Annotated in this window: 11 protein-coding genes; 4 read left to right on the top strand and 7 right to left on the bottom strand. The window is 67.2% G+C overall.

Features of this window, described 5'->3' with window-relative positions:
* The first annotated feature begins 94 nt into the window (after window positions 1–94).
* Together mdoH and CSW59_RS02135 are read left to right on the top strand one after the other, a co-directional pair.
* Window positions 95–2,089 (top strand): glucans biosynthesis glucosyltransferase MdoH, encoded by a 1,995-nt coding sequence (mdoH, locus tag CSW59_RS02130; protein ID WP_099442472.1) that lies wholly within the window; start codon window positions 95–97, stop codon window positions 2,087–2,089.
* A 90-nt stretch (window positions 2,090–2,179) separates the two neighbouring features.
* Entirely contained in the window at window positions 2,180–3,076 is an 897-nt protein-coding gene (locus CSW59_RS02135; RefSeq protein WP_099442473.1) for a cobalamin biosynthesis protein CbiG, read from the top strand.
* Between the two features lie 89 nt (window positions 3,077–3,165).
* Here CSW59_RS02135 and CSW59_RS02140 read toward each other — a convergent pair whose 3' ends face one another.
* Both CSW59_RS02140 and CSW59_RS02145 read right to left on the bottom strand, forming a co-directional pair.
* Complete coding sequence (locus tag CSW59_RS02140; RefSeq protein WP_099442474.1) at window positions 3,166–4,560, bottom strand: MATE family efflux transporter; 1,395 nt, start codon at window positions 4,558–4,560, stop codon at window positions 3,166–3,168.
* Window positions 4,561–4,667: 107 nt separating this feature from the next.
* Window positions 4,668–5,150, bottom strand: a complete 483-nt coding sequence (locus CSW59_RS02145; RefSeq protein ID WP_099442475.1) for a hypothetical protein — start codon at window positions 5,148–5,150, stop codon at window positions 4,668–4,670.
* Window positions 5,151–5,281: 131 nt separating this feature from the next.
* On the opposite strand from CSW59_RS02145, the gene CSW59_RS02150 reads away from it, so the two are divergent.
* Entirely contained in the window at window positions 5,282–5,668 is a 387-nt protein-coding gene (locus CSW59_RS02150; protein ID WP_099442476.1) for a VOC family protein, read from the top strand.
* 8 nt (window positions 5,669–5,676) lie between these two features.
* Entirely contained in the window at window positions 5,677–6,720 is a 1,044-nt protein-coding gene (locus CSW59_RS02155) for a ThuA domain-containing protein (protein WP_099442477.1), read from the top strand.
* Here the strand turns inward: CSW59_RS02155 and CSW59_RS02160 are convergent.
* The 5 genes from CSW59_RS02160 to CSW59_RS02180 form a co-directional block, all read right to left on the bottom strand.
* Window positions 6,675–7,262, bottom strand: coding sequence for a DUF2239 family protein (locus tag CSW59_RS02160; protein WP_099442478.1), 588 nt, complete (start codon window positions 7,260–7,262; stop codon window positions 6,675–6,677). The genes CSW59_RS02155 and CSW59_RS02160 overlap by 46 nt on opposite strands.
* Window positions 7,262–7,597, bottom strand: coding sequence for a GIY-YIG nuclease family protein (locus tag CSW59_RS02165; RefSeq protein WP_099442479.1), 336 nt, complete (start codon window positions 7,595–7,597; stop codon window positions 7,262–7,264). The genes CSW59_RS02160 and CSW59_RS02165 overlap by 1 nt, the downstream gene beginning before the upstream one ends.
* A gap of 62 nt (window positions 7,598–7,659) precedes the next feature.
* Window positions 7,660–8,046 carry a hypothetical protein gene (locus tag CSW59_RS02170; protein WP_099442480.1) on the bottom strand — a complete coding sequence of 129 codons (387 nt, stop codon included), beginning with the start codon at window positions 8,044–8,046 and terminating at the stop codon, window positions 7,660–7,662.
* 100 nt (window positions 8,047–8,146) lie between these two features.
* Window positions 8,147–10,873 carry a TonB-dependent receptor gene (locus tag CSW59_RS02175; RefSeq protein ID WP_099442481.1) on the bottom strand — a complete coding sequence of 909 codons (2,727 nt, stop codon included), beginning with the start codon at window positions 10,871–10,873 and terminating at the stop codon, window positions 8,147–8,149.
* A 256-nt stretch (window positions 10,874–11,129) separates the two neighbouring features.
* Window positions 11,130–12,419: a S41 family peptidase gene (locus CSW59_RS02180; RefSeq protein WP_369825731.1), complete on the bottom strand. Its 1,290-nt coding sequence runs from the start codon at window positions 12,417–12,419 to the stop codon at window positions 11,130–11,132.
* Between the last annotated feature and the right edge of the window lie 7 nt (window positions 12,420–12,426).

Below are 12,426 nucleotides of genomic sequence, written 5' to 3' on the forward strand. Positions count from 1 at the left end.
CCTAGCGAACCCGAGACGACGCGGAAAGGGCCCGAGACGGCGAAACACGCGGAGAGAGCCCGGTTCGCCGGAAGAAAGTCCGAGATCTGACGATATGAGCGATCGTTCCGCCCTCTTCGACGTGCGCACCTCCACGAGCGTGTCCCTCGATCAGGTCGTGCAGCGGCGGGACACCGTCGAGATCCCCGCCGAGGCGCCGCTGGCCATGCCAGTCCAGCCGCTGGGCTTCTGGCAAGGCGGCCCGCGCCGCGCCGCCGCGATCGTCGCGAGCATGACGATGCGCCGGTGGCTCGTCGCGCTGGCGACCCTCGTGATGGGCGTGGCCGGCTGGAAAGCTACGTTCGACACAATCGCGCTGGGCGGCGTGACCCGGCTGGAAGCCATCGTCCTGACTCTTCTGGCCCCGTTGTTCCTGGCCCTGTCGCTTTGGTTCTGCACGGCCGTGGCCGGCTTCGTGATTCTGCTGGGCAAGCCCAAGGATCCGCTCGGCATCGACAGCGAAAAGCCGACACCCAAGCTGCACACCCGCACCGCCATCCTGATGCCGGTGCACAACGAGGACGCCGCCGCCGTCTTCGCTCGCCTGCGCGCCATGGACGCCTCGCTGGCCGAGACGGGCCTGAGCCGCCAGTTCGACATCTTCGTGCTCAGCGACACCCGCGACGCGCAGGTGGCGCTGGCCGAACAGGCCTGCTTCGCCCGCTTCCGGCGCGAGGCCCATAGCAACGTCTACTACCGCGTCCGCAAGGAAAATACGGGCCGCAAGGCCGGCAACATCGCCGACTGGGTCAGCCGCTGGGGCGGCGCCTATGAGCACATGCTGGTCCTGGACGCCGACAGCCTGATGACGGGCGACGCCATGGTCCGCCTCGCCGACGCCATGGAGCGTCATCCGGGCGCTGGCCTGATCCAGACCATGCCGATGATCATCAACGGCCAGACGATCTTCGCCCGCACCCTACAATTCGCCACGCGCCTGTATGGCCGCGTCGCCTGGACGGGCCTGGCCTGGTGGTCGGGCGCGGAGAGCTCGTTCTGGGGCCATAACGCCATCGTCCGCACTCGCGCCTTCGCCGAGACCTGCGGCCTGCCGCACCTCAACGGGCCCAAGCCCTTCGGCGGCGAAGTGATGAGCCACGACGCCCTGGAAAGCGCCCTGCTGCGCCGCGGCGGCTGGAGCGTGCACCTGGCCCCATATCTGGAGGGCTCTTACGAGGAGAGCCCGTCGAACCTGCTGGACTTCGCCACCCGCGACCGCCGCTGGTGCCGGGGCAACATCCAGCACGTGCCGCTGGTTGGCCTACCGGGCCTGCACTGGATGAGCCGCCTGCACCTCATTATCGGCGTGCTGAGCTACGCCCTTTCGCCGCTGTGGTTCATCGCCCTGACGGCCGGCATCACCTCGCGCGCCCTGATGCCCGAGCTGAAGAAGGCGGCCTTCACCATGGCCGATCTGCAGGCTGCGGCCCACGCCCTGATCGACTGGCGCGAGATCCAGGCCACAGCCTGGGCGATGATCATCACCTTCGTGCTGCTGTTTGGACCCAAGATCCTGGGCGCGATCCTGGTTCTCAGCCGCAAGGCCGAGGTCAAGGGCTTCGGCGGCAAGCGGCGCATGGCCGCTGGCCTGGCCGTCGAGATGCTGCTGTCGGCTCTCGTCGCGCCGATGCTGATGTTCACCCAGACCCGCGCCATCGTCGAAATCCTGGCCGGCAAGGTCGGCGGCTGGGCCACTCAGCGCCGCGACGCCGACAAGGTCAGCTTCAAGGAGGCCTCGGCCGCCATGGGCTGGATCAGCGCCGCCGGCCTCGTCCTGGCCAGCGCTTTCTGGTTCACGCCGGACCTTTTCACCTCGACCGCGCCGATCCTGCTGGGCCTGGTTCTGGCCGTGCCGCTGACCATGCTGGGCGCTCACAAGGTCGCAGGCCTGAAGCTGAAGACGAACGGCCTGTTCATGACCCCGGAAGAGCGCCGTCCCCCGGCGATCGTCCGCGCCGCCTTGGGCCCGTCGTGCGAGCCGCCGATCCGCTGGTTCGCCCGCAACGGCCGGCCGATCGGCCCGACCACCAAGATCCGCGACGCGGCCTGATATCGGCGCGTCAAGCGCTTTGATGATCTGGCCGCGAGGCTCTCGGAAGAGTAGAAGCGCCACTTCGTTTCTCTTTCGGAGCCCTGGCCCGTGTCGCGTCTGTTCAGCGCCTATGTGATCGTAGATTGGAGCGCTGCGGCCAAGCCGAGCACGGGCGCGGACTCCATCTGGATCGGCGTGCTCAAGCGCGACGTGCGCTTTCGCCTGACGTTCGAAAGCTATAATCCCGCGACCCGGGCCGAGGCCGAGACCCGTCTGGCCGCCATCCTCGACGACCTGAAGAAGCGCGGCGAGCGGGCCCTGGTGGGCTTTGACTTCCCGCTGGGCTTCCCGCGCGGCCTGGCCAAGGCCCTGGCCCTGCCCGGCGAAAAGCCCTGGCGCGCGGTCTGGGACCAGCTGGCCAAGATGGTCAAGGACAAGGTCGACAACACCAACAATCGCTTCGGCGTCGGCTCGGAGATCAACCGACGCCTGACCGGCGGGCCCTTCCCGTTCTGGGGGTGCCCGCCCAAGGACGCCCTGACGACGCTGCAGCCCAAGCGCGTCCGTGAGCACGGTCCCGACGACCTTCCCGAGTTCCGCCAGGCCGATAAGGCCGCGAAAGGCGCGCATTCGATCTGGAAGCTCTATTACAACGGCTCGGTCGGCGGTCAGGCGATCGTCGGCATCCCGGCGGTGCGCCGCCTGAAGGACGCGCGCGGCGAGGCCGTCCGCATCTGGCCGTTCGAGACGGGCTTCAAGACCCTGACCGAGGCCGATCTCGAGGGCGTCGCCGTCGTCGCGGCCGAGGTCTATCCGTCGCTGCTGAAGGTCGTCCCAGCGCCTGGCGAGGTCAAGGACCTGGCGCAGGTGCGCGAGCTGGCCGAACACTTCGCCAAGCTGGACGAAGCCGGCAAGCTGGCCGCCGCCTTCGCCGCGCCCAAGGGCCTGGACGAGGACGCCCTGGAGGTCGCCGAGACCGAGGAAGGCTGGATCCTGGGGGCCTAGTGAACTGTCATCCCGGCCAAGCGCGCAGCGCGCCGAGCCGGGACCGACGGAAACTCAAGAGTCTGCCGAGGTCCCGGCTCTCCGCTTCGCTACGGCCGGGATGACAGACGCTTGTCCCGCAAGTCCAGAATCCTGAACCGCGCCAGCAGGAAGCCCGCCGACAGGAAACTGGTGGCGATCACCGACAGCACCACGCCGTTGAGGCCCATGCCGCGCGGGATCGCCAGCCACCAGGCCAGAGGCCCCATGACCAGCGCATAGCTGATCAGGTGGGTGATGGTCGGGACCCAGACCTCGCCCCGCGCCCGCAGCGCCTGGGCCGCGACCACCTGAACGGCGTCCGGCGCCAGGAAGAAGCAGGTCAGGACCAGGGCTGGCAGGATCAGCTGCAGCGCGGCCGGATCGGTCGTATAGGCCAGGGCCACCCAGTGCTTCGTCGGATAGAGGATCAGGGCCGCGACCACGCCGATGACCGCGATCACCGCGAAGGCGATCCAGCCGGCGCGGGTCATGCCCGCCGGGTCGCGCGCGCCATAGGCCCGCCCGACCTGCACCGCCGTCGCCGAAGCCACGCCCAGAGGGATCATGAAGATGATCGCCGCCACGTTCAGCACCACCGCCCAGGCCGCGACCGCCAAGGCGCCGATCCAGCCCGCGACGAGGTTCATGCCGGCGAAGGCCGACACCTCGAAGAAGTTCGACGCGCCGGCGCCATAGCCGATCCGGCGCTGCTCGATCTCGGCCGGCCGATCTCGGGCGGGCTTGTCGAAGACGCCCAGTTCGCGGGCCTCTTTCATGCGCAGCACATAGATCGCCAGGGCGACGACCAGCGCCACACGCGCGGCGAAGGTCGACCAAGCCCCGCCCGTAGCGCCCAGCGCCGGCAGGCCGAAGGTTCCAGGAACCAGGAGCAGGTTGGCCGCCAGGTTCACCAGATTGGCCAGCCACATCATCACCGCGCCCGGCGTCGGCCGCGCCAGCCCCTCCAGCCAGAAGGTCAGGACGACCGAAACCGAATAGATCGGCAGGGATAGCGCGAACACAATGAGCGGCGAGGTCGCGCCTTCGGCCAGGCCATCCTTCAAGCCCAGACTGTGCAGGAACAACGGTCCCAGTAGCGCCTGCAGCGCCATGCCGCCCAGCCCCAGCCAGAGACTATAGGTCAGCCCCCGGCGCAGCACCGCGCCGGTTTCGTGCCGCTTGCCAGCGCCGATCGCGCGCGCGGTCATCACCTGCACCCCGACCAGCAAGCCAACGTTCATGGTCACGAAGATCGAGGACGGCGCCCAGGCCATGGCGTGGAAGCCCAGTTGCTGGGCCGAGTAGTGGCCGACCACGATCGCGTCGGTCAGGCCCATGACCATGATACCCAGACGCGACAGCACGACCGGCCCCGCCAGACGGAGCAGCTCGATCAGGTCAGTGAGGATGGGGCCGCGCGGCCGCTCCGGAAGAAGCGCCGTTCCGGCCGCGTCGCGCGGCATGGAGAGTCACCGATTTCAAAGAAGGCGCGCAAAGTGGCCCATGCCCCGTCGCCCAGCAACCCGTATTTGGCGGCGACTTAAGAACACGCGGATTGGGATTGGCCGCTCTAGTGGGGCCAGACCTCGGCCAACACCTTGGCGCGGCCGTCCTTGAGGCTGACCTCCATCGACGGTTCTTTGGGCTTGCCGGCCGCGAACAGCTCGTAGATCACCATGCCGTCCGACTGGGTGCTCTCGATCACCCGCACCGGCGTTATCGCCTTGCCGGACGCCGCCGCCGCGTCGCGCACGGGCTTGGGGGCGTCACGCCAGGCGATGTCGCGTTGGGTCTCGACAATCCGCCAGCGGCTGTTCTCCTCCAGCAGGTCAAACTCAATCTCCGAGCCGTCCGGCATGACGCCCTCGACGTCGTAGTAGCGGCGCCCTTCCCGCTCTTTCAGCTCGGCTTCCTGAATGACCATGGCCGGCGCGACGGCCTTGATGGCCGCGACCACGGCGACTGGAAGATCCTTGGCGGCGACGGGCGTGACCTTGGTTTCGGCGAAGGCCGCTAGAGCCAGGGCCAGGGCGCAGAGGACATGTGAGCTCATGACGATCTCCGAGAAAGCGGACGCCCGAACCCTAACGGCGCCAGCCGCCCGAAGGAAACAAAGTCTGCGGACGCCCCCCCTGACAGGCCGCCGACGCGTGATATGCAATGGGCCAGTCCAAGGAACCGCAAATGGCCCGCCGCGTCGCCCTCGTCTCCCTGCTTGTCGCCGACTATGACGAGGCGATCGCCTTCTATGTCGGCAAGCTGGGTTTCGACCTGGTCGAGGACACCGACATGGGCGGCGGCAAACGCTGGGTCGTCGTGTCGCCTGGAACCGACGGAACGAACTTCCTACTCGCCCGGGCCAGCGGCGATCAGGCCGAGGCGATCGGCCGCCAAGGCGGCGGCCGGGTGTGGCTGTTCCTGCATACGGACGACTTCGCTGGCGACCATGCGCGGATGAGCGCCGCCAGTGTGAAGTTCTTGGAAGAACCTCGCCACGAAGCCTACGGTGCGGTGGCGGTGTTCGAGGATCTCTACGGAAACCGTTGGGACCTTCTCCAGCCCGGGGCTTAAAGACCGCCATGACGCGCCTGCTCATTCTCGTCGCGACATTCCTCGCACTCGCGGTCCCCACCACGGCCGCGCCCAAGACAGATCAGGTCCGCGTTCTCTATCTCGACCAGTCGGTGGGCTGGGTGCATGCGCCCGTCGCGCCTCCAAAAGCCAGCAACGGCCCGACCTTGTCGGAGATCGCCATGGCCGAGATCGGCGCGCGCTCGGGCGCCTTCAGCGTCCGCTCGACCCGCGACGCCCGCACGATCACGCCGGAAACGCTGAAGGAGATCGACGTCCTGGTCTTCTACACCACCGGCGCCCTGCCGATCGCGCCCGCGACCTGGGCCGCCATCCAGGACTGGATCAAGAGCGGCCGGGGCGGTTTCGTCGGTCTGCACAGCGCCACCGACACTGGCTGGCCCTATGACGGCCCCGGCGAGACCTATACCGCCTTCATCAATGGCAAGTTCGCGGGTCATCCCTGGACGCAAGGCACGCCGATCAGCGTGCAGGCGCTGGGCAGCCCCGGCGAGCCGATGAACCAGGCCTGGCCGCGCCGCTTCGCCTATGCCGAAGAGATCTACCAGTACGAGGACTATGATCCGACCCGCGTCCGCGTGCTGCAGGCGCTGGATTTCGGCGACATGGCGCTGAAACGGCCCTGGTTCGTGCCCGTCACCTGGACCCGCCAGATCGGCAAGGGCCGGCTGTTCTACACTAACCTGGGTCACACCCCGAGCACCTGGGATGATCCGCGCTATCGTCGGCAGATCGTCGACGCCGTGCGCTGGAGCGCGGGCCGCTTGCCGGGCGCGGCGAAGCCCAATCCCCAGGAACAGGCGGCCTGGGCCCTGCGCTCTCTGCTCGCCTACAGCGGACGCCCGACGGCGGAGGTGGAGCAACGGACCGCCCGCCTCGTCAAGGCCGACCCCACGTGGCTCCTGGACGCGGCGGCGCGCACGGCGGCGCTGCGCCCGCTCTGGCCGACCAAGCCCGAAAGCGACCGCGCGCCGTTCGAGGCGGCCTATTCGGCGCTGCTGGCCGACGTGCTGGCCAAGTCCGCGCCCTGATCGAACCCGAACGCCTCCGCCGCATAGGTTCGCATTTGCGCGGCGATATCGGTCGGCCAGGCTTCGATCCGCGCCTCGAACGCCGCATCGTGACCCGCGAACAGGGCGCGCATCGCCTCCTCGAAGCCCGGCAGGTCTCCGCCTATGGCTGAAGCGAACCGATACGCCGCCTCGCGAGCGGAGCGGATGCGATCTGGCCCCTCGGCGGCGCGGCTTGCCGCCTCGACCAGCTTGCGTAGCGCCACCGACGCCCCGCCGGGCTGACTGGCCAGCCAATCCCAATGACGCGGGAGCAGGGTCACCTCGCGAGCGACGACGCCGAGCTTCGGACGCCCTCGCCCACGCGCAGACTGGGCTGGCGTCAGACGCGCGGCGATATCCTCGGGGCTTCCGCTCAGATCGAGGTCGATGACGCGACCATCTGGCCCGAAGACGAGCACGCCCGCCTGCGAGGCCAGCGCCCGGGTGGCGAGAGCCACCTCCAAGTGTGTTCCAACGGCAACGCGGTCGTGGCCGTGGAAGACGACATAGCGCTCTTCCATCAATTCAGCCCCCGCGCGTTCAGCGTGCCGACCCAGTGATCACGGCGGTCCTTCAGACGGCTCGCGCGGCCAAAGGCGTCCAGCCCCTCGGCGTCGATGGTTTCGACCGGCTCGAAGACGAAGGCGTCAGCGCCATAGGCATTCCAGGCCGCCTGCAAGCTCGGCTCGCGATGCGAGCCCAGTCGCAGAGTGAACCATACACCGCTTTGTCGCGTGGAGAGGTCCGGGGTCGAGCCGACCCACACCTCGCCGCTCGCCTGACAGCGGACGGCGTAGACTCCCGCCTCCACTTTTCGTTCCTTGTATGCGCGCAACAGCGCCTTGCGTCCGGACATGATCGCCTCCTGGACGCATTTTTACCCGGACGATAATCCGAGTCAATATTATCCGGGATAAATTACGCCGAGATGGGGCGATAGGCGATGTAGCCGCGCTCGACCATGCGGCGCATGGCCTCGTAAACCGAGGTCAGCTCCTCGTAGGTGGAGCGCAAATGCCGCAACCTGGCCACCTGAGCCTCGGACAGCGAGTGCCCGGCGTCGGCCATCGCCACCGCTTCCGTCACCCAGCGCGCCCGCGCGGTCGAGGCCGCGACGGCCAGATGCTGGAACTGGTCCCCCTCCACACGAGGGAGACTAACGGACAGAACCGCCTTGTTCGAAGCGAAGGCGGTGTAGTCGATCTGTTCGAGATAGCCGCGCATGCGGCGCTGAACCTGCGGGTCCGTGTCCGTAGGTTCGAAGTGGTCGCCTGCGCGACGCGTACCGGATGTCATGATCGACATGACGACCTCCGACCCAGCCAAATTGGCTGCCTAGGAAAACAGCGTACGACAGACAGCTTAAGGACGTGTTGAGAGCCCGCTGATCTATCGTACACGGCCTCTAGAGCAGTTTTCGGAAGCCGATACGCACCGTGCGGCCCAGCGGATCCAAGTAATCGCGCTGGTAGGCCTGCGGCGTTTTGCCGTCCTGGTCTCGCACCGTCTGCTTGGCGTCCAGGATGTTGTCGAAGTTCAACGACACCTGCGCGCCCTTCAGGATCGGGAAGCGGTCCACGGCCTTCTTCCGCGCCGGGACGCTGAAGTTGGCGAAGAAGTTCACGCCCACCGTGGCGATGTCCGAGAAGTACAGCGTCTGTCCGCCGGTGGCGCCGCCGTCGACCCAGGTCGAGTCCTTCCAGGTCCCATTGAAGCGCATACCCAGGCCGTTCCTGAAGTAGCCGCCCTGCACCTGGACCTCGTGCCGCGCCTGGCCGGTTCGCGACGTGATGGCCGAACCATTCAACTGGTCCAATGCGGGCAAACCATCGCGGATCGTGACCTCATCGGTGAGGCGCCACGTGTGATAGACGGACAGCTGGAACATGCCCTGACCGGGGCGCATCATGCCCGCGGGCGGGCCAAACCCGCCGCCAGGACCGCCTGGGCCACCACCAGGACCACCGCCGGGAGGACCGCCCATCCGCATCCCACCGCCTCCCGGGCCGCCGAAGCCCCCAGGACCACCCGCCGCACCGCCGGTCGGCTGACCGATCGGCTTGAAGAGGTTGAAGCCCCACCGGACGTTCTCGCTCTCGGCGCTGGCGAAGTTCACCGGTCGCGCGTCGATCGCCACGAGCGTCCCCGTCGCGTCGCGCGTGAAGCGCTCCGGGAACGCGGCCTCCAGATCCGGCGTGATGGCCGGGAACGAGGCGATCATGTTCTTGGTCTCGGCGCGGGTATAGGTCGCGTTGAACGTCAGCTCGGTCTTGTCGAACGGCTTGAAGTTCACGGCCAGCCGCTGCACCTGCCGATTGTCATTGCGCAGACTGGCGTTGCCGCCATCGGTTCGGGTGACCAAAACCGTCTGACCGGTCGTGAAGTCGAAAACCGAGACATTCGGGGTCACGACCACCGGATCGTTGATCTGGTTGGTGGTCGGCGCGCCCTGTTCGTCGGTGTAGCTGGCGATGAAGCTGATCTTCTTGATCGGCGACCAGTTCAGGCCGCCACCCAGCGTCGTCAGGCCTCCAAGATCAGACAGGTCGTCATAACCAAGATTGAAGTTCACCGAGAGGTCCCCGGCCTTGGCCAGAAAGTCCTGGCGGGTGCTGGTCAGCGGCAGATTGAAACTGCTTTGGAAGCTCTCGGTGGTGCGGGTGATGTCCCGCGTCGTCGTCACGCCTGATCGCACGGTCTTGGAGTCCAGCCCCTTGCTGTTGACCCCCACCTTCAGCGTCGTCTGCAAGGGGCCAGCGGGCAGTTGGAACAGGTTGCCATTCAGAACTAGGTCAGCGCTTGCCGAGGTCGAGACCGATTTTGCGGTATCGGCCGCCAGCGTCTTGTAGAGGTTGGTGGGGATCACGCCGAACGGATTGACGGTCGGATCGCCGGCCGCGACCGCCGCCTGGAAAGCCGAGGCGTCCAGACCCCGTCCCGTGGTCGTGTCCGTCGCGGTACGGTCGAAGTCGCCTGTGAAGGCCCAGCGCCAGTCCTTCACCCGGCCGTTGGCGGCCGCGCTGATCTGGGTGCGCAAGGTGTCGACGTCGCGGGCCAGGGACCCCGGCGCGTCGATATAGCGATAGCCCGTCACGGCCTGCGAGAACGGCGAGAACGGACTGCCCGCCGGCAGGGTGAACGTCACCCCCGGCAGGCCCAGCAGCGCGTGGCTGCTTGTGTCTTCCAGATTGCCGCTGATGGTCAGCTGGGTCTGCTTATTGATGTCCCGGCTATAGGAGCCGCGCAGCGTGGCCTTGTCGGACTGCGAGATCAGCGACCGGTCGCGGGTAAGGTCGCCGGTGTTGTAGCTGTTGGCCAGGCGGGCGTAGTCCGAGAGGCTCGCCTTTCCGATCAGGGCCGAACTTGGAACGCCGGCATAGGTCACCGCGCTTCCCGTCAGCCCGGACAGGTCGGCGATGCTGGCGCCGTTCACGCCCGCGATATTGCCCGTCAGATCATAGGGCTGACCGTTGGCCGCGCGGACAATGTTCCGGTCGGTCTCAAGCAGATAGGGCTCGTGGGAGAGCTGGACGTCCACGTTCCAGCGCTTGTCGCCGTCGATATGGACCCGGTTGCCGCCCGCGCTGGGAACAGTCCGGCCGCCATCGGTGGCCACGGTGGCCGAGACTTGGGTCTGCAGCGCGTTGTAGTTCTTCTTGAGGATGATGTTCACGACCCGCTGATCGGCCTTGTAGCCGTAGCTGAGCGCGACCTCTTCGGGCAGGATCTGGAAGCGCTCGATGGCTTCCGGCGGTACGCCCTGAATCTCTTGCATGCCTGAGATGCGTCGCCCATTCACCAGCAGCACGGGACCGCTGCTGGAGTCGCGACCGCGCGTGCTCGTGGTTTGCGCCGAGAGCAGGCTCAGCAACTCGCTGATGCTGGTCGCGCCGAAGCTTTGGATCTCCTCCTCGTTCAGCTCGAGGTCCGGCTTGATGTCGCCTTCGACCTTGCCCCGAGGATCGGCCTGGATGACCAGTCCTTCGACCTCGTTTGGAGCGTCGTCTTTGGCGGCGGATTGCTTCTGCTGCTCGATCACCGGCGACGCGGAAGACAACGGAGCTGTCGCGGCGGCGTTAGCGGGATCGAGCGCGGCGGCGGCCAGCCCGTAGAGAAGTACGGAAAGGGTCATTCGGCCCACGGAACATAGGGTGAAAGCAAGAAGAGACTTGGGTTGCCGCTGCTTACGGGCCAGCGTCCCGCGTCGCAACGCCGCCCAGCGTTATGAAGGGAGTATGTGTGATAAAGCGCGCACCAGTGTGTCCTTGGCGCGCCTCCCTTCGGGTGAAGCTTTGAAACCCGGTCACATTCCCAGCGGACAACCCTCAGCCTCAGCAATGATGTTTCAGGATAGAAACAAATTACAGACTGAAAGGACCGCGCCTACCTCAGCGGACGCTTCGCCGAATCTCGACCATCAGGTCCTCGATCGCCTTGGCGTGCCCTCCGGAGAGGTCCTGCGACGGGAAGATGACCATGGGCGTATCCGGCGCCAGCCCCCTACCCTCCTGATCGCCGCCGTCCGGCGCCTTGTAGAGCTCGGCCGGAAGCGCAAAGGCCCAGCCGTTCGGTAGCGGTTTGAGCAGCTGATCGGAATAGGCGCCGCGCGTGACGCCGCCGACGTGCTTGACGTTCGGAAGCGCCTTCATCATCAGGCCGAAGGTCTCTCCCGCGCTGACGGTGATGTCGCTTGTGACCAGATAGACCGGGCCAGTGAAGCGCGGGCCGTTCGCCGGCTCCACCGTCACCGCCTGCGACGCCGCCTTGGCGCCGACCGCGACCTTGGAATAGGCCTGACGCGGCTGGTCGGTGAAGCGGGCGGCGATCACGCGGCTGATCGTGTCATAGCCGCCGCGATTGTTGCTGACGTCAACGACCACGGCCTTGGCTCCAGCGAAGGCGCTCAAGGCCTCGTCCAGCACAGCGTCCAGCGGACGCGGATCATCGGGCGCGGCGTTGCGGGCGAAGGCGCCCATGGTCACGATGTTCAGGTAGCCGATGTCGTCGGCCCGCCCCCAGAAGATCCGGTTGTTGGCGGCCTGACGCCCTTTGCCCGCCAGAACCCGGGTCAAGATTCCTTCCCGATAGGCCTGCAGCCAGGCCTTTTCGCCGCCTTCGGGATCGGCGGCGTAAACGCGCGCGAGGGTCGGTGACACGCCCGGCTCCAGATCGCGCTGATCGCCGCCGACGACGCCGTGCAGCTCGACATGGGGATCATCCACGCCAGCGAGCATGTCCGAGAGAGCCGCCCAGAGCTGTGCATCCGTGGCTTGAGGACTCAGCTTGGCTTGGGCGGCGGCTTTCCGCGCGGACCAGTCCAAGCCACGCTCAGCCGAGCGCGGATAGACCTCGGCGAAGGTGTCGGCGACGAAGGCCGTGGTCCGGTCAGGCGTCCAGGGCGCCGTCGAAGCGCAAACGGCTGGCAGGCTGGGAAGGCGGTCGAACAGATAGCGCGCGCTGGCGGGGTCGCCCGCGAGCGTGATCGCACCCTGCCCCTCCGCGCGCCAGACGGCCATGATCCTGTCCGGGTCGGGCTCCCTGCGGGGGTCGGCATAGCAGGCGCCGCCGGCCGTCTGGAACAGCTTGCCGCCATCGGGACCAAACTCGACGATCCAGCCATAGCCCCGGGATTTCCAGGCGCCCCTCAGTTCCGAAGCGACGGCGCCCTTGGCCTGCACCGGCCAG

The organism is Caulobacter sp. BP25, from assembly GCF_002737755.1.
Taxonomy (GTDB): Bacteria; Pseudomonadota; Alphaproteobacteria; order Caulobacterales; family Caulobacteraceae; genus Caulobacter.